17 protein-coding genes are annotated in these 16753 nt (G+C 42.5%); 5 read left to right on the top strand and 12 right to left on the bottom strand.

The window, feature by feature from the left end; genetic code table 11:
- Positions 1–130: 130 nt before the first annotated feature.
- The 4 genes from ACK1U4_RS00085 to ACK1U4_RS00070 form a co-directional block, all read right to left on the bottom strand.
- Positions 131–1021, bottom strand: coding sequence for a bile acid:sodium symporter family protein (locus ACK1U4_RS00085; protein ID WP_419401794.1), 891 nt, complete (start codon positions 1019–1021; stop codon positions 131–133).
- Positions 1022–1144: 123 nt separating this feature from the next.
- Positions 1145–2797 carry an alpha/beta hydrolase family protein gene (locus ACK1U4_RS00080; RefSeq protein WP_419401793.1) on the bottom strand — a complete coding sequence of 551 codons (1653 nt, stop codon included), beginning with the start codon at positions 2795–2797 and terminating at the stop codon, positions 1145–1147.
- Between the two features lie 125 nt (positions 2798–2922).
- Positions 2923–3843 carry a CDP-diacylglycerol--serine O-phosphatidyltransferase gene (gene pssA, locus ACK1U4_RS00075; protein WP_419401792.1) on the bottom strand — a complete coding sequence of 307 codons (921 nt, stop codon included), beginning with the start codon at positions 3841–3843 and terminating at the stop codon, positions 2923–2925.
- Positions 3844–4066: 223 nt separating this feature from the next.
- Entirely contained in the window at positions 4067–4966 is a 900-nt protein-coding gene (locus tag ACK1U4_RS00070; protein WP_419401791.1) for a 23S rRNA (adenine(2030)-N(6))-methyltransferase RlmJ, read from the bottom strand.
- A 109-nt stretch (positions 4967–5075) separates the two neighbouring features.
- On the opposite strand from ACK1U4_RS00070, the gene ACK1U4_RS00065 reads away from it, so the two are divergent.
- Positions 5076–5660, top strand: coding sequence for a 2OG-Fe(II) oxygenase (locus tag ACK1U4_RS00065; RefSeq protein ID WP_419401790.1), 585 nt, complete (start codon positions 5076–5078; stop codon positions 5658–5660).
- Here the strand turns inward: ACK1U4_RS00065 and ACK1U4_RS00060 are convergent.
- On the bottom strand, positions 5657–6232 hold the full coding sequence (locus ACK1U4_RS00060) for a LysE/ArgO family amino acid transporter (RefSeq protein ID WP_419401799.1): 576 nt from the start codon (positions 6230–6232) through the stop codon (positions 5657–5659). The two genes, ACK1U4_RS00065 and ACK1U4_RS00060, sit on opposite strands and share 4 nt — an antisense overlap.
- Positions 6233–6483: 251 nt before the next feature.
- Positions 6484–8226 (bottom strand): glutamine--tRNA ligase/YqeY domain fusion protein, encoded by a 1743-nt coding sequence (locus ACK1U4_RS00055; protein WP_419401789.1) that lies wholly within the window; start codon positions 8224–8226, stop codon positions 6484–6486.
- A 258-nt stretch (positions 8227–8484) separates the two neighbouring features.
- On the opposite strand from ACK1U4_RS00055, the gene ACK1U4_RS00050 reads away from it, so the two are divergent.
- From ACK1U4_RS00050 to ACK1U4_RS00040, 3 genes are all read left to right on the top strand, one after another.
- Positions 8485–8784, top strand: coding sequence for a hypothetical protein (locus tag ACK1U4_RS00050; protein WP_419401788.1), 300 nt, complete (start codon positions 8485–8487; stop codon positions 8782–8784).
- A gap of 240 nt (positions 8785–9024) precedes the next feature.
- The gene (locus ACK1U4_RS00045) at positions 9025–9534 is read left to right on the top strand and encodes a peptidylprolyl isomerase (protein ID WP_419401787.1); all 510 of its coding nucleotides are present in this window, start codon (positions 9025–9027) and stop codon (positions 9532–9534) included.
- A 14-nt stretch (positions 9535–9548) separates the two neighbouring features.
- Positions 9549–10361 carry a UDP-2,3-diacylglucosamine diphosphatase gene (locus tag ACK1U4_RS00040; protein ID WP_419401786.1) on the top strand — a complete coding sequence of 271 codons (813 nt, stop codon included), beginning with the start codon at positions 9549–9551 and terminating at the stop codon, positions 10359–10361.
- Here ACK1U4_RS00040 and ACK1U4_RS00035 read toward each other — a convergent pair.
- The 3 genes from ACK1U4_RS00035 to tkt all read right to left on the bottom strand — a co-directional run bounded on the left by ACK1U4_RS00035 (position 10339) and on the right by tkt (position 13019).
- Positions 10339–10719 (bottom strand): type II toxin-antitoxin system VapC family toxin, encoded by a 381-nt coding sequence (locus ACK1U4_RS00035; RefSeq protein ID WP_419401785.1) that lies wholly within the window; start codon positions 10717–10719, stop codon positions 10339–10341. The genes ACK1U4_RS00040 and ACK1U4_RS00035 overlap by 23 nt on opposite strands.
- Entirely contained in the window at positions 10719–10952 is a 234-nt protein-coding gene (locus ACK1U4_RS00030) for a hypothetical protein (RefSeq protein WP_419401784.1), read from the bottom strand. Before ACK1U4_RS00030 ends, ACK1U4_RS00035 begins: the two co-directional genes overlap by 1 nt.
- A 69-nt stretch (positions 10953–11021) precedes the next feature.
- The gene (tkt, locus tag ACK1U4_RS00025; RefSeq protein WP_419401783.1) at positions 11022–13019 is read right to left on the bottom strand and encodes a transketolase; all 1998 of its coding nucleotides are present in this window, start codon (positions 13017–13019) and stop codon (positions 11022–11024) included.
- 502 nt (positions 13020–13521) lie between these two features.
- Here tkt and ACK1U4_RS00020 point away from each other — a divergent pair.
- The gene (locus ACK1U4_RS00020) at positions 13522–13857 is read left to right on the top strand and encodes a septal ring lytic transglycosylase RlpA family protein (protein WP_419401782.1); all 336 of its coding nucleotides are present in this window, start codon (positions 13522–13524) and stop codon (positions 13855–13857) included.
- Positions 13858–13985: 128 nt separating this feature from the next.
- Here ACK1U4_RS00020 and ACK1U4_RS00015 read toward each other — a convergent pair whose 3' ends face one another.
- From ACK1U4_RS00015 to ACK1U4_RS00005, 3 genes are all read right to left on the bottom strand, one after another.
- The gene (locus tag ACK1U4_RS00015; RefSeq protein ID WP_419401781.1) at positions 13986–15143 is read right to left on the bottom strand and encodes a DEAD/DEAH box helicase; all 1158 of its coding nucleotides are present in this window, start codon (positions 15141–15143) and stop codon (positions 13986–13988) included.
- 205 nt (positions 15144–15348) lie between these two features.
- Positions 15349–15561 carry a cold shock domain-containing protein gene (locus ACK1U4_RS00010; RefSeq protein ID WP_419401780.1) on the bottom strand — a complete coding sequence of 71 codons (213 nt, stop codon included), beginning with the start codon at positions 15559–15561 and terminating at the stop codon, positions 15349–15351.
- Positions 15562–15826: 265 nt separating this feature from the next.
- The gene (locus tag ACK1U4_RS00005; RefSeq protein ID WP_419401779.1) at positions 15827–16567 is read right to left on the bottom strand and encodes a 4'-phosphopantetheinyl transferase family protein; all 741 of its coding nucleotides are present in this window, start codon (positions 16565–16567) and stop codon (positions 15827–15829) included.
- Between the last annotated feature and the right edge of the window lie 186 nt (positions 16568–16753).

The raw sequence follows: 16753 nt of genomic DNA, 5'->3' as shown, positions 1-16753 counted from the left end.
TTATTTAACCATCTTTTTTAAATCTCCTCCAATCCCCTCTTTACGAAAGAGGGGTTATACCCCCCATAAATTCGTAAGGTGCGTCATACGCACCAACTGAAGCCATTAATTTTGAATGGTGCGTTGCAACCTATTTTAGCACCCTAAATTGCGATTTTCTCACCGTATAATCTCGCATACACCACCACACATAAGGCAACACAATCAGATTCATCAGCACACCATACACCGCTGATGGCACGGCAATCTCTGGCAAGCCCTGCCCTACGCTGTGCATAATAAACGGGGCTAATGCAATCCCCATTGCTCCATTTTGTAGACTGGTTTCGATGGCGATGGTTTTTTGCACTTTTGGCGGTAATCCCATTAATCTCGCCACGCTCATCCCACACAATAGCAACAAGCCTGCCAACAACAACACCAACGCTCCAATAGTGACAAAGTGCTTTAACATCAATTGCCAATTACTCGCCACTGCCCCAACGACCAACAGCACAAACAATACATTCACGAATTTTTGCATGGGTTTTTGCCATTTATCAATTTTTTTGGCAAAATAATGACGCACTGTCATACCGATAAGCACAGGCAATGTGGTCAGTACAAACACCTTTAGGCTCATGGATTGGCTATTAAACACTCCTGCACTTGTCCCCATAAAATGCTCAAAACTCACCCCAATCAATAATGGCATAGTCACCACGCACGCTAGGCTAGTCACGGCGGTCAAAGTCACGGCTAACGCCACATCGCCTTTGGCATAAAAACTCAGCAAATTACTGGTCGCACCGCCAGCACAAAAACTCAACAGCATAATCCCAAACGCAATACTGGGCGGTGGGCTAAACATACTCACCAACAAAAACGCCAACGTAGGAACAATCAACATTTGGCAAAACAGCCCTGTCAGTACCGCTTTGGGGTGGCGTTTGAGTGCCAAAAAATCCTTGAGGGTGAGCTGTAAGCCTAGCACAAACATGATATAAGCAAGGGCAAAGGGGATTAAATTAAACGCATTCATATCAGTATTATCAAATCAAAAAATGCCATTTTAGCATAACCGCTTGACAGAAAAAATTTACACAAAACAAAAAACCAGCCGAAATGACTGGTTAATGAAGATATTTTGGGTAGGGCTTAAAAATCAATATTGGCTAAACATTTTTTCTGCCACACCCATACAGTATGGCGTGACTAAGCTATGATATTTCACCATCACCCCTGTCGCACCGCCTGCTTGTGCTGTTTTCTGCACATCTTGGGCAAAGCCTTGTTGCATCAATGTCGCCGTGGCTTTTAGCTCATTGTCTTTAATTGTATCTAACCCAATGGTTTGATAAATCGGTTTGGCACGAGTTGCTTGATTGGTCATGTCAATGTCAATAAAGCCCAATTTACGTGAGGCTTGATTGGCATAATTGCTTTGCCATAAGGTATTCATCAGCCCTGTATTGACGTCAAAGAAGACCATTGGGTCTTGATTGCCACCACACATCACGGTAGGGAAACTGGGTTGATAGCCACGCAAGTCATTGGCTTTTAGGGCTTTACGCAAGCCATTTTCAGGGGCGGTTGCCACGATTGGCACAATGCTTGCGACACCTTGGAAATACGGAATCGCCCAATCTGGATTTTTCTTCATATCTGCCAAATATGCCCCACGATAGCTGGTTTTGACCAAATAGTGATTGGCATCAAAACCAAAGCCAAATTGGGCATCAGCAGGGGATAATGCATCCAGTGTGGCATCGCCTGTTGGGGATTTTTGGAACATCGCAGTGGCAGGCAATGTGCCTGTTTGAATCAACTGTTCATCTGTCATGGTTTTGCTTGGCAATAAACTCGGCAAATCGTTGGCATTGGCATTGGCAGTGGCGAACATATCGCTAGGGTTTTGATAAATATTGCCATATTGTTCTTGGTAGTTACGAGCCATCAATGGGGCAAAAAATGTTGCCCCCAACATGACTTTACCACCAAATACCACATCACCAAACGCCCCCATCGCATAAGGCCCTGAAATAGGCATCGCCGCTGTGACGGGTTCTTTGAGTTGTTCAAAATAACGAGCCGCCGCCATCACCACATGCCCACCTTGTGAAAAACCTGTCAAAAATAGCTTGCCATTATCACTGACTTTGGTGGTATCGTTAAGTTTTTGTAGGACGCTACGCCCTGCTTTTAGAGCATCTGCCATTTCGTGAGCTTGTTGGGTGGCATTGAGATAAGGATGGTAATCAAGTTTTGATTTATCATAACCTGCGTAGTTTGGCGATACCACCACATAGCCTTGACCTGCAAACATCGCCGCCATCATGGTCGCTCGGCTACCTGCTTCATTTGTCATATCACCCACGCTGGCAAAGTTATAACCTTTGGTGGTGGCTGTACCATGAGCGTGTAGCACGATGGGGCGTTTGCCCATACATTTTGGGTCAGTGCCTGTGGGGATAAATACCGCCCCTGTGGCATCGGTTGGCTGACCTTTGACATCAACCGTGTCATAGTGAATATATTCAACTTTGACATCACACACAGGCTTGGCGATTTGCTGACTTAGCACAGGCTCTATTTGTTGAAATAGCGTAGTGAGGTCAGTTGCCGTGACGTTTTTGCTATTCACAGGTTCGGCTAGTAGATTACCTGTTGGCAAACTGGCAACCCCTGTCTTACTAGGGGTATTATTTGGAGAATTGGGAGAAACAGAGGATTGGTCGTTATTACCACCACAAGCCACCAACATTGTGGCAGTGATAGCAATGGCTAATGGACTTAATACTTGACGTGTTGGATTCATGTCACGCTCCTTGTGAACTTGAGAAATTGGAAAAACTAACATTAAAGTAAAGCTAACTTGGGATATATTGCCCTAAATCAGCACAATTTACCAATGATTTTTAACATTTTTTTGACAATCTGACCTTAAACAGCCGTTGGCTTAGTGCCTTTCATTTTCCCCCAAATGGCAGACACAATCCCAGACAAGGCATAAATCACACCAATCGCCAACAGCCCAGCAGGGATGTCATACAACACAATGCCCAACACAAACACGATGACAATCAATGCCACAAAGGGGACTCGTTTTTTGTCAAATTCTTTAAAGCTGTGGTATTTTAAATTACTGACCATCAGCAAGCCTGCCACCACCACCCACACACTGGCAATGGCTTGAAATGGCATGGCATCTCGAGGCAAAACGTCTTGCCAGTCCATATTTACCATGACAAAAGTGGTAATCAAAATAGCCGCCAACGGACTTGCCACCCCAATAAAGTATTTTTTATCCACGATGCCAATTTGCACATTAAAGCGAGCCAACCGCATCGCCGCACACGCCACATACACAAATGCACAAGCGATGCCCACACGCCCCAAAGGTTGCAACGCATAATTATAAATCAACAACGCAGGGGCAAGCCCAAATGCAATACAATCCACCAGCGAATCCATCTGTTCACCAAACGGACTTTGGGCGTTTAGCATACGAGCCGCTCGACCGTCCAAGCCATCCAATAATGCCGACACAAAAATCGCCAATGAGGCCTTCAAAAAATGCCCCTCGCCCAACGCACTTTGGGTAATCGAATAAAACGCCGCTAACAAGGATAACAGGGTAAACGAGTTGGGAATCAAGTACACGCCTTTTTGGGCGATGGTCTTGTCCGCCATTTTGGCAGGCTCGATGACTTCAAAGGTCAAGCCATCGTAATCATCGGTATGGGCAAGTTGGCGGTTGCGTTCATGCTCCAGTTGCCAATCAGGCGATTGAGTTACCGACAAACCGCTGTCGGCTTGCTGAGAGGAATTGGGGCTATTGGCAATCTTATTATCGGGGTTCATGTTATAACCTTGTCATATTCGACTTAACTAAAATAACTGGTAGCAAAATAATCATTATTTTCGGTCATTTTTCTGAATCTCCCCCAACCCCCTCTTTACAAAAGAGGGGGCTTTGCCCTGTAAACAAATCTAATACGAGGGGGAAGTCCCCCTTTTTTAAAGGGGGATTTAGGGGGATTAAAACCTACTGTCTTATTTCTACTTTCTACGTTAAATTACGATACTACTCACCCACCAACCACTGCACTTTGGTTTTCTGCTCAACGCTCATCATGGGACTATCTGGATGTTGTAAAATGGGCTGTAAAAACTGCAAAATTTCTTCTGCTTTACTATCAAACTGCCAAGGTGGATTGATAATCAGCATTCCTGTACCATTTAAGCCCATTGGCAAATCTGGTGGATAAACATTGAGTTCTAGCACCAACTGACGGCGAATGTCAGTACGTTTCATTTTTTTATAAAACAGCTCAACCGCATCGGTGTTTTTGAGCGGATACCACAATGCCAAAATGCCTGTCGCCCATTTTTTATGGGTTCTGACCAATAAATCCACCAATGCCCCAAAATCACGATGCTCTTGTTCAAACGGTGGGTCAATCAAAATCAACCCTCGTTTTTCGGCAGGTGGCACGACCGCAGGGATGCCCTCATAGGCATTGCGATGAGCAATCCCAATCGGCAACTGGTGCAACTGATAATTTAACGCATCATATTCATCGGCTTTCCATTCAAAGGCATCAGCACGCACCGCCACATCAGGCTGGGCTTCGGCTTGCTTTTCGACATGATGAGCAATAAACCACGGTGAACCGGGGTAAACATGTTTGTCATAAAACTTTTTGGCGTAATGGATATCATCAAGGTAAGTTTGCACTGCTTTTGGCAATGTAACAGCAGGGTTTTGTTCAATAAAAGTTAATAATTTATTCACACCATTGACCGCTTCACCTGTTTTTTTGGCTTCATCACTGGCAAGCGAATACAGCCCTCGCCCGCCATAGCCATCGAGTACATAATAAGGCTTGGGTTTTTGGCTAACTTGTTCGAGCAATTGTAGCAATAAAACGTGTTTGACCACATCAGCAAAATTGCCTGCGTGGTAGCTATGTAAATAATTCATAAGGTGATTTACTCATCAATTTTGGTTTAAAATTTGGATTATATGGTAGCATAAATGACTAAAAATAGCTGATAATTCATCTTACAATTTTTTTGATTAAGGTAACACCATGACAATTGATTGGCACGAAAAAATCACCGACTTTATGTTAGATAAGTTTGTTGAAACAGGATTTTTAATCATTGATAATTGCTTTGAGGCTGATTTTTTACAAAAACTACAACATGAAAGCGGTTTTATTGAGTATCAAGAAGCCCACTTGACGCATGGCGAGCGAGTGACCAACATTCGAGGGGATAGCACACGTTGGCTTGATGAAAGCTTGCCAATTGGTTGGCAATACTTACAAGCGATTGACCGTCTTGGGCAATTTTTTAACCAAACCTTATATGCAGGGATTCGCCATTGTGAGGCACATTATGCTCGCTATCCTGTAGGGTTTGGCTATCAATGGCATTCGGACAACCCTGTTGGGCGTGATGAGCGGGTGATTTCGGCGGTGTTTTATCTCAATGATAATTGGGGGGAGCATGATGGTGGTGAAATTGAGTTAACTGATAAACAAAACCATCAACAAAAACTACTGCCAAAAGCCAATCGGTTGGTGGTATTTGACAGTAATTTATTGCACCAAGTCGCCATTACCCATCGTGAACGGTTTTCGATTGCCACTTGGATGCGAAAAGATGATTAATCAATAAGCAACTTTAATGCAATCCCCCACATCATCACCCCAATGATGCCATCAAGTATCTTCCATGACACTGGCTTGGCAAATAACGGCTGTAACAACCTTGCCCCATAACCCAAGCCAAAAAAGAACATAAAGGATGCACTGATTGCTCCTAAGGCAAACGCCAATTTGTCCGCAAACTGACTAGCAACTGTCCCCAGTAAAATCACCGTATCCAAATAAACGTGCGGATTAAGCCATGTAAACGCCACACACAATGCCACCACTTGTTTAAGGCTTGCGACATCATCGCCTTTTGCCACTAGCGATTGGTTATTGGTAAAGGCACTATAAAAACTTTTTGTCCCATACCAAAACAAAAATAATGCCCCTGCATACTTTGCCAATTCAATGACTTGGGGAAATTGTGAAAGGATTTTACCAAAGCCAAACACGCCTGCCGATATCAAAATCGCATCCGACAACGCACAAATCAGACAAACCACAAACACAAATTGGCGTTTTAAACCTTGCTTCAAGACAAAGGCATTTTGAGCGCCAATCGCCAAAATTAGCGAAAAAGACACCCCCATGCCATATAAATAAGTGGCGGTATTTATCAAGTTTCATTTCCCATCTTAAATAACCTGAACTTGGGATAAGAAGTATTAACATTTTACCTATAATCCCCCTAAATCCCCCTTTTTCAAAGGGGGACTTACCTATCGTTTTAGTCTAAGTTATGGGGGTATAGCCCCCTCTTTCGTAAAGAGGGGGTTGGGGGAGATTTAAATGATAGCAACATCAATGATTTATAATTTTTCTTACCCCGAACTCAGGTTATTTATTTAAACCCATCCTTTAGCCCAACAATACGGTTAAACACTGGCTTTGCCGTGGTATGGTCTTGGCTATCGGCGACAAAGTAGCCCTCACGTTCAAACTGAAAACGCTCACCTTGGGTCGCTTGTGCCAAAGACGGCTCAACCACGCCAGTCACCACGGTCAAGGATGTTGGATTGATTTCATTGGCAAGATTATCAAGGTCAATTTTGGCAGGGTCTTGTTGGGTGAATAACTGCTCATATAAACGAACTTCCGCAGGTACGCCATGCGAAGCCGATACCCAATGAATCACGCCTTTGACCTTACGTCCTTCTGGGTTATTACCCAAAGTTTTAGGGTCAATGGTGGCTTTTAGTTCAACCACATCACCTTTTTCATCAGTGATATGCTCTTCCACTTTTAACACATAGCTATTACGCAAGCGGATTTCTGGGTTTTGTGGCGATAGGCGTTTGTAGCCCTCAGGTGGATTAACTTCAAAATCACCGTTATCAATATAGATGGTTTGGGTAAATGGAATGTCACGAGTGCCTTGAGCTTCATCGTGGCTGTTTTTCGGTTGGGTCAGCCACAGTACATCATTATCGAGTTTGGCTTTCACGCTGTCTTTTTTCAAAGTTTCAACATCAGTAACCGCCTCGGAAAAATTGGTAATCGTGACTTTGAGCGGATTTAACACCGCCATCGCACGGTTGGCATCTTCGAGCGAATTACGAATGCTAAACTCTAGTAAGCCAAAATCCACCACGCCATCCGATTTACTCACACCAACACGGTCACAAAAATCTCGCAAGCCCTCTGGCGTATAGCCACGACGACGCATCCCTGCAATGGTCGGCATACGAGGGTCATCCCAACCGCTGACAAGGTTGTCTTCAACCAATTTTTTGAGTTTACGTTTACTGGTCAAAATATGGTCAACATTTAAGCGAGCAAATTCATATTGGTGTGGTGGTTGCTCAAAGCCGACTTTCGCCACCACCCAATCATAAAACGGACGATGGTCTTCAAACTCAAGCGTACAAATCGAGTGGGTAATGCCCTCCAACGCATCGGACAGCGGATGAGCGTAATCGTACATCGGATAAATGCACCATGTGTCGCCAGTTTGGTGGTGGGCTTGGTGCATCACACGGTATAAAATTGGGTCACGCAGGTTCATATTCGGGCTTGCCATGTCGATTTTGGCACGCAATACCGCCTCACCATTGCCAAATTTGCCGTTTTTCATGTCATCAAAGCGTTGTAAATTCTCGGCAACGCTCGCCTCACGATACGGTGAATTTGCACCGACTTGTCCAAAATTACCACGGTTTTCACGGATTTGCTCTGGCGTTTGCAAATCGACATAGGCATCGCCTTGTTCGATGAGTTTCACCGCCCACGCATATAGTTGGTCAAAATAGCTAGACGCATAACGAGTATCACCTGCCCACTCAAAACCGAGCCATTGCACGTCATCTTTGATATTATCAACAAATTCTTGGTCTTCGGCATCTGGGTTGGTGTCGTCAAAGCGTAAATTGCATAAGCCGTTAAACTCGCCTGCCAAACCAAAATTTAGGCAAATTGATTTGACATGACCCAAATGCAAATAGCCGTTTGGCTCTGGCGGAAAGCGTGTCACAATCTGGCTGTATTTCTGCTGGGCTAAGTCGTCACGAATAATTGCACGGATAAAGTCGTTTTTTTCGCTAGTTGAGTCAGTAGCGTCAGCGGTTTTTTTCATCTCAGCCGTCATGGATTGCCTCTTTGGTTGGTTAAAATGGATAAATTAGAATTGAAAAATTATTATCATCGTAGGTTGGGTTGAGTTTGCGAAACCCAACATGATTAAATTGACGTTGGGTGTCATACTTCCACCCAACCTACAAATGATATTTTATGTAAATCATATAAACAAAACGTTTATTTTAACAGTTTTTCACCAATGTGTAAGCCAAAGTATGCGATAATCGCACAAATTTTTCTGCCAATTAACAATAGCTAAGACAATCTTATGATAAAAGTCGTTTATACCTACCGCACCGCCACTCAAGATTTACCAAAGCTAATGGCAAAATTCGCCCAATCTGCCGACCCAAAATTCGACAGCCAACCGACCAATAGCAAAATTGAAATGTTTCGCCGAGTTGATGGCGATGATACCGTGATTGCGTTGGATATTTATTATCGAAGTTTGGCGGATTTTGAGGCTCGCCATACGTTTGAAAAAGCCAATGCCGACTGGCAAGCGATTTGGTTTAGCCCAGATATTAGCCATCAAGAAGTGTCGGTGGACGTGTTTGAGTGTTTGTAATCCCAGTTTGTAAGGTGCGTTTTACGCACCATTCAAAGCCAATACTTAATTGGTGCGTATGACGCACCTTACCATTGTCCAAAATCCATTTTTATACCATATCCAATTTAAAAAAATATCACTCATTAGATTGAAAATTCTTTCCAAAGCCACCATCAATAGCAAAAGTTTTTCACTTTACTTTTATATTTTTCAAATAATTTCTTTTAAACCAACGCCTTAAAAACCAAGGAGAATATCATGGATATACCACAAGTCGAACTTGAAACCACCATGGGTAACATCGTTATCGAACTAAACCAACAAGAAGCCCCAAAAACTGTCAAAAACTTCCTTGATTATGTCAAATCAGGACATTATGACGGCACCGTGTTTCACCGTGTGATTGACGGCTTTATGATTCAAGGTGGCGGTATGGACGCTAACATGAAAGAAAAAGCCACCAATGCCCCTATCGAAAACGAAGCCGACAATGGGCTAAAAAATGCCGTTGGCACGATTGCGATGGCTCGCACCAACGACCCACATTCTGCCACCAGCCAATTTTTTATCAATGTCAAAGACAATAGCTTTTTAGACCACACTGGCAAAAATCCAATGGGCTGGGGCTATGCGGTATTTGGTAAAGTGACCGAAGGTATGGACGTGGTCAATAAAATCAAAGGCGTACCGACTGGTAAAGTTGGCTTTCATGGCGATGTACCAAAAAGCCCAATCGTGATTACCCATGCCAAAGTAATTAGCGAATAATTTCCGCCCACCTTATGCAAGTGCCAACCGTCCAAGCATTTGATAAGCAATCATTTGATAAAGTTGATAAATCGCTGATTAGGCAAATTTTTATCAGCGATTTACACTTATCGCCCAATGAGCCTGATTTAACTCAGGCTTTTTTGGCTTTGCTTGATAAGCTAAATACCCTGCCTAATCTTGAGCAGTTGTTTATTTTGGGCGATTGGTTTGAGGCATGGCTGGGTGATGACGTTGCTGAAACGGGTTTTATGCGTGATTGGCTCACCCCCATGCTTGATAAATTAATCCAACTTACCAAAAACGGCTGTCAAATCTTTGTCATGCACGGCAATCGGGATTTTTTAATCGGTCAGTCATTCTGTGATAAATTTGGTGGAAGGTTAATCCAAGAACCCTATTATCTTAAAATTGGTAATCAAACAATTCGCCTTGAGCATGGCGATAGCTTATGTATTGATGACAAAAAGTATCAACGCTTTCGTAAAATCATCAGAAACCCATTGATACAAAAACTTTTACTCGCTTTACCCATCAAAAAACGTGAGCAAATCGCCCACAATTTACGTCAAAAAAGTAAGCTCGATAATGCCAAAAAATCCATGCGAATCATGGATATCAATGAAACTGCTGTCAACCAAGCCTTAGAAAATGCTGATATATTGATTCATGGGCATACCCATCGTCCTGCGGTGCATGAATTGGTAAATGGTAAAAGAATGGTGTTGGGGGATTGGCGTGTGAGTGAGGGTAACGTTGAGGCGGTGATTGGGGTGATACATCATCACTTTCAACTGGCAATGTTTACTTTATCAGTAAATCGTTAAGTTCTTGATATTGCGGAAATACCGTGTCTAAACTGATAAGTTTGGCTTGATAAAAAATACTGGTTGCAATGATAAACCTATCGGCTGGGTCTTTATGATGAAACGGCAATTGCTCAGACAACAAGGCGATTTCTTTGTTAATCGATAAAATCTCGATATCCATACTGGCAAGCTCAATCCATTCTGTAATTTCAATAGGTAACTCAACTTTTTTACGCTTAACCAATTGTGCTAATTCCCAACAACTAATCGCACTTATCGCCACTTCATCTTCTGTTTCGATGATATCAATCCAGTGGTTTGGCAACCTGCCAATGTTTTGCCATCGTAACCAAATATGTGTATCCAATAAAATCATTAATCCAACTCCCATTCGTTATCATCAATGGGTGTAATGTCATCATGGATTATCATCAGACCTTTAAGAGCAGGATTTGGCTGTCTTTTTCGTGATTTATTATTTGAAATCGATTTTACTGGTTGATTAATTGGCATAAAAACCACCTCAAATGGATGATTTTGTAAGTCTTTTGGTACATCAATCGAACGGACAGGTTGATGATAGGTTTCTTTATACGCTTGAATTTGCATTTTTTAATTCCTTATAATAAAAAACGTGCCATTACTATAGCACGTTTTTTTAATGATTAAATCACGCCATTAGATAACGGCTTTCACCGCATTAACCACCGCATCAGTGGTAATACCAAAATGCTGATACAAGTCTTTGGCAGGGGCAGACTCACCAAAGGTCGTCATACCCACCACTTTACCGTCTAAGCCAACGAATTTATACCAATAATCCACATGACTCGCCTCGACTGCCACACGCCCACGCACTTGTGGCGGTAGTACGCCGTCACGGTAATTAATTTCTTGCTTCATAAACACTTCGGCACACGGCATAGACACCACACGCACGCCCACGCCTTGACTACTTAACGCATTGTAGGCATTCATCGCTAACTCAACTTCTGAACCAGTGGCAATGATAATAGCTTGTAATTCACCTTGCTCTTTGGCAAGCACATAGCCACCTTTGGCGATATTAGCAAGTTGCTCGCTGTCACGGGCTTGATGTGGTAAGTTTTGACGGCTAAAGATTAACGCTGATGGCGTGGTTTTGGCTTTTAACGCCTCGACCCAAGCCACTGCAGATTCGGTGGTATCGCATGGTCGCCATGTATGTAGGTTTGGCGTAGCACGCAAGCTTGCCAACTGCTCAACAGGCTGATGGGTCGGGCCATCTTCACCAAGCCCAATCGAATCATGGGTATAGACATTGATAATACGTTGCTTCATCAAGGCTGACATCCGCACCGCATTGCGAGCGTATTCCATAAACATCAAGAAAGTCGCCACATACGGAATAAAGCCACCATGCAAGGCGATACCATTGGCAATGGCAGTCATACCAAATTCACGCACGCCATAATGGATATAGTTACCTGCGGTGTCATCCTCCAACGCTTTGGCGTTTTTAAACCATGTCAAATTCGAGCCTGCCAAATCTGCCGAACCACCTAACAACTCTGGCAAATCAGGTTGCAACGCATTGATGGCGTTTTGACTGGCTTTACGGGTAGCGATATTTTCTGGATTGGCTTGGGTCGATGCGATAAAGGCTTGGGCTTTTTGCTCAAAATCCGCAGGCAAGTCGCCATTGACACGGCGTAGCAATTCTTTGGCAAGTTCTGGATAAGCGTTTTGGTATGCGTCAAACTCACTTTGCCAAGACTGTTGTAACGCTTGACCTTTGACCTTACAATCCCACCCTTCATAAATATCTTGTGGCAAATCAAAAGCTTCATGTTCCCATAGCAACTCTTTACGAGTAAGTAGAATCTCATCCGCACCAAGTGGTGCTCCGTGCGAGTCTTCTTTCCCTTGTTTGTTGGGGCTACCTGCACCGATGATGGTCTTACAGATAATCAATGACGGTTTGGCAGTTTCAGCAATGGCATTTTCGGTGGCTTTGGTAATCGCATCAGTATCATGTCCATCAACTTTTTGCACTTGCCAGCCATAAGATTCAAAGCGTTGTTGGGTATTATCGGTAAACCAACCCTCAACTTCGCCATCAATCGAGATGCCATTGTCATCGTAATACACGACCAATTTACCAAGCTGTAGCGTGCCTGCCAATGAGCAAACTTCGTGTGAAATACCTTCCATCAAACAGCCATCGCCTAAGAAACAATAAGTGTGGTGATTGATAACTTCATGTCCATCACGGTTAAACTGGCTTGCCAACGTTTTTTCGGCAATCGCAAAACCCACCGCATTGGCAATCCCTTGACCTAAAGGCCCTGTGGTGGTTTCCACGCCTGCGGTGTAGCCATACTCTGGGTGACCAGGGGTTTTCGAGTGTAGCTGGCGGAAGTTTTTCAGGTCTTCAATCGTCACATCATAGCCTGTCAAATGCAATAACGCATATTGCAACATCGAGCCATGACCATTTGACAACACAAAACGGTCACGATTCAGCCAATTTGGGTCAGTCGGATTGTGCTTTAAAAACTTACGCCACAATACCTCGGCAATATCCGCCATCCCCATAGGGGCTCCGGGGTGACCTGAGTTGGCTTTTTGCACGGCATCAAAAGCAAGCGTGCGAATGGCGTTGGCAAGACGGCGTTCAGCGATAGGGGTTGACATGGGCTAATCCTATTATCGTTAAGTGAATATGATAAAGTTAAAAAAAACATACAATGAAAATCATCATTTTTAAAATTTAGGTTTAAAAATTTGGGCTAATTTTACCATATTATTGAGGCATTATTGATAAAACTTCTGAGGTTAATTCGGCTAACCCTACCCAATCTTACCCCTTCTTTATGCGTTTGTACGATTTATTACTAAAATCCAATCTACGATAATTTTTAGTTACCAAACCCTACTATTTTAGTAGATTATGAGCCAAATTAAAGGTTGTTTTTACAAAAACTTATTTGCATTTACAGTTTTATAAACCTATAATGCACGGCTCTAAAGTTTTGGTTAACTTACTTACAGATAAATTAACCAATTTTTTAGTGAAAAGTCATGGGAAACTCCCCTTGATACTTTTAAATAGAGGGATTAGGCTCGTTGGTTTTTTTTAACAACAAAGGACAAAAGCCTAGTATCCTTAACTTTAAACGATAAAAGGAACGTCCTAATGAAGAAATACGTTTTAGTTAGTTTACTGATGGTCGCCACGACCGCTCAAGCCAATGTGGCATCATGGTATGGTGGTAAACACCACGGTCGCAAAACTGCGTCTGGGGAAGTGTTTAACCAATATGCCCTCACTGCTGCCAGCAATGTGCATAAACTTGGCAGTAAACTAAAAGTTACCAACAAAGCAAATGGTAAAAGCGTGATCGTCAGAGTGACAGACACAGGTGGTTTTGGCAAATATGGTCGTACGTTGGACTTGTCCAAAGGGGCTTTTAGTCAAATCGCCAGCTTATCAAGTGGTCTAGCAAAAGTGACTATTGAACAACTTGATTAGTTGATTTTAATAGGGTGGCTGTGATTTTACCCTATTTAAATGAACACTTATTCCTCAGAAAAATGTAAAAAAAGGTGCAACCATAGATTGCACCTTTTTTGATGGGTAGATTATAAAAATCCAAAAAATTATTTTATAAAATCAAATGGTTGCATACGAATCGACATATCCAAATAACGTTCAATCGCAGGTAAATTAAACCCATCATCCTCACTAACAAAGCTGATACTAATACCTTTATTACCCGCCCGCCCTGTACGCCCAATGCGATGCACATAGTCATCTGGGCTATCTGGCAAGGTATAGTTGACCACACAAGCGACATCATCGACATGAATCCCTCGCCCTGCCACATCAGTCGCCACCAAAATAGTCGCCTCACCTTCACGGAATTGTGCCAAATATTTTTCTCGTTTCGCTTGAATCACATCGCCTGATAGAATAACGACCTTATGCTGACGATTTAACTTATCATACAAGCGTTTCACTTGGTCTTTACGATTGGCAAACACGATAATTTTACGGTTAGGATATTGGGCAATAATTTGCTCAAGAGCGGTCAATTTATCCACCGCACTTAACGTAAAAAACTGCTGTTCTACATTCTCACTGGTTTTCTGCTCAGGTTCAATTTCGACAAACGTGGGCTGATATAACCAACGATACGCCAAATTCATCACATCTTGATTAAAAGTTGCCGAAAACAACAGCGTTTGACGATGGGTATTGGCTGGCATCATCCGAATCAACCGCTTAATATCTGGAATAAACCCCATATCTAGCATACGGTCAGCTTCATCAAGCACCAACACTTCAATGCGGTCAAGATACACCAAATGTTGAAAACAAAAATCAATCAGTCGCCCTGGGGTGGCAATGATAATATCAACAAACTGATGCGTTAACTGACTACTTTGTTTATCATAATCCATACCGCCCAACAAGCACACGCTATGCAACTTGGTAAACTTGGTCAACTGCAAACAATCTTGATAAATCTGCTGTGCCAACTCACGTGTTGGGGCAAGAATCAATGCCCTAGGCTCACCCAAATACCGCTGACCCTCATCAGACTTTAAAGGATTACTTAATAACTCATTGATAATGGTTAATAAAAAAGTTGCTGTTTTACCTGTACCTGTTTGGGCTTGACCAATCGCATCTTGCCCTGCCAACGTGTGTGGCAAAATTTGCGATTGAATCGGTGTCAGTTGGGTATAATTGAGTTGCTTGATGGCTTTCAGCAAGGCAGGGTGCAAGGGTAATTCAGAAAAAGTCGTAAACACAAATATTACCTACTCATCTTGCCAGCCAAACGCTAGCTAGCTATTTTAGGAAAAGCGATACCCATAAGGCTATCGTCATAACAACAAAAAACCAAGTTAACCAGTTTAACTTGGTTTAGCAATAGATACAAGACAAAGCGTCCGTGTTAAGCGAAGATTCCACAAATACCGAACATTATCTGCAACTGATGCAAAAATTAGTAAATTAGTCGACCTTGGTGACTTCTTCAGCTTGAAGCCCTTTTTGACCTTCCACTACGATGAACTCGACCTTTTGTCCATCTTGTAATGAGCGGTAGCCATCACCTTGGATAGCACGAAAATGTACAAAAATATCTTCGCCACTGCTACGCTGAATAAATCCAAATCCTTTTGAATCATTAAACCATTTAACGACACCTTGTTCACGAACTGACATAAGCTAATTTCCTTGAATACAACTTAATTACAACGACCAATAGGTAACTTTATCAAGTTCAATCGCCACAAGACGATGAAGTTTAACATCACCTACTTTCAATTTTAGCAACTTTGCTTTGACAAGCCCAATCCGCCCCTTATTTTGCAATTGTGTAAAATTTTATTAAAACATTACCCAAAACTTGCTAATGATTGGTAAATTGGTCTTAAACCAATCATACCACGGCTTTTTTACAAAAAAAAGTCATTTTCAATCATAGCCCTTAATTCATCGGTTTTTGCCGATAATCGTCATTTTGTAACATAAAACCACATTGAAATGACGGAATATAGCCATAAAATAGACCATCATCTTGGATAATTGGTATGATATCTGGATTAATTGGTTTATCACTTAAATAAAGCAAATCTGCCATCGTCAAATATTCAAGCAAATCATGCTTTAGCCCCTGTGTTAATGATGGTTGATGCTGATGGGTATTGTGCTGAAATTTGATGGAGCTTTCTTTTAACACCCAAAACAACTGTCGCAGGGCTTGCAGTTGGGGGGCAGTAAGCTCGGCTGTTTGTTGTAATTGGGTGAGCCATGCGGTTTCTTGGGGGCTAAAAAATCGTTTTGCCACCGCTTCGCTAATGGGTTTATCCTCAATATCTACCCCAATTTGACTGGATTTTGATAACAACACTGCCACATGACGTTGGCTATGACTAAAACTGACATACCATCTCGCCTGCCTTTGGTTTATTCCTTCCGCCCAATTTTTTGTCCCAAACAAACTATTATTATCCAATTGAATATAATAGGGGAAATCCGTTTCTACCAACTCCCCCATCATCCCCAAGCTTGCCTGTAATTGCTGTAATAATTCACGGCACGCCACACTACCCTGCTTGTTTGGCTTGTTTGAATGGGGTAAAACCATCGGCAAAGGACTAGGCACAATCGTATCAAGCGGTGCAATTGCCAGCCAACTATGCCTCTCAATCAAAGTAAATAAATGCATACAATCACGCAATCAGCATAAACAAAACGCCCTAACAATAAGGGTTAGGGCGTTATCTAATATTCAATTCATTCAAAAATATAGAGCTTACGCAAAAATGCCATTTGTATTGTAGGTTGGGTGGAAGAATGACACCCAACATAAACCATTCAAATTGTTGGGTATCGCAAGCTCTACCCAACCTAC

This window comes from Moraxella sp. TY6, assembly GCF_048551375.1.
Lineage (GTDB): Bacteria > Pseudomonadota > Gammaproteobacteria > Pseudomonadales > Moraxellaceae > Faucicola.
The sequence above is the reverse complement of the archived record's forward strand: the minus strand, read 5'-3'. Positions and strand labels throughout refer to the sequence as shown.

Excerpts from the sequence above, each read along its gene's own strand:
- ACK1U4_RS00065 (WP_419401790.1), top strand. The coding sequence starts at position 5,076 with ATGACAATTGATTGGCACGAAAAAATCACCGACTTTATGTTAGATAAG.
- ACK1U4_RS00055 (WP_419401789.1), bottom strand. The coding sequence starts at position 8,226 with ATGACGGCTGAGATGAAAAAAACCGCTGACGCTACTGACTCAACTAGC.
- ACK1U4_RS00005 (WP_419401779.1), bottom strand. The coding sequence starts at position 16,567 with ATGCATTTATTTACTTTGATTGAGAGGCATAGTTGGCTGGCAATTGCA.
- ACK1U4_RS00040 (WP_419401786.1), top strand. The coding sequence starts at position 9,549 with ATGCAAGTGCCAACCGTCCAAGCATTTGATAAGCAATCATTTGATAAA.
- ACK1U4_RS00085 (WP_419401794.1), bottom strand. The coding sequence starts at position 1,021 with ATGAATGCGTTTAATTTAATCCCCTTTGCCCTTGCTTATATCATGTTT.
- ACK1U4_RS00080 (WP_419401793.1), bottom strand. The coding sequence starts at position 2,797 with ATGAATCCAACACGTCAAGTATTAAGTCCATTAGCCATTGCTATCACT.
- ACK1U4_RS00035 (WP_419401785.1), bottom strand. The coding sequence starts at position 10,719 with ATGATTTTATTGGATACACATATTTGGTTACGATGGCAAAACATTGGC.
- ACK1U4_RS00045 (WP_419401787.1), top strand. The coding sequence starts at position 9,025 with ATGGATATACCACAAGTCGAACTTGAAACCACCATGGGTAACATCGTT.
- ACK1U4_RS00070 (WP_419401791.1), bottom strand. The coding sequence starts at position 4,966 with ATGAATTATTTACATAGCTACCACGCAGGCAATTTTGCTGATGTGGTC.
- tkt (WP_419401783.1), bottom strand. The coding sequence starts at position 13,019 with ATGTCAACCCCTATCGCTGAACGCCGTCTTGCCAACGCCATTCGCACG.
- ACK1U4_RS00030 (WP_419401784.1), bottom strand. The coding sequence starts at position 10,952 with ATGCAAATTCAAGCGTATAAAGAAACCTATCATCAACCTGTCCGTTCG.
- ACK1U4_RS00050 (WP_419401788.1), top strand. The coding sequence starts at position 8,485 with ATGATAAAAGTCGTTTATACCTACCGCACCGCCACTCAAGATTTACCA.
- ACK1U4_RS00020 (WP_419401782.1), top strand. The coding sequence starts at position 13,522 with ATGAAGAAATACGTTTTAGTTAGTTTACTGATGGTCGCCACGACCGCT.
- ACK1U4_RS00010 (WP_419401780.1), bottom strand. The coding sequence starts at position 15,561 with ATGTCAGTTCGTGAACAAGGTGTCGTTAAATGGTTTAATGATTCAAAA.
- pssA (WP_419401792.1), bottom strand. The coding sequence starts at position 3,843 with ATGAACCCCGATAATAAGATTGCCAATAGCCCCAATTCCTCTCAGCAA.
- ACK1U4_RS00060 (WP_419401799.1), bottom strand. The coding sequence starts at position 6,232 with ATGGGGGTGTCTTTTTCGCTAATTTTGGCGATTGGCGCTCAAAATGCC.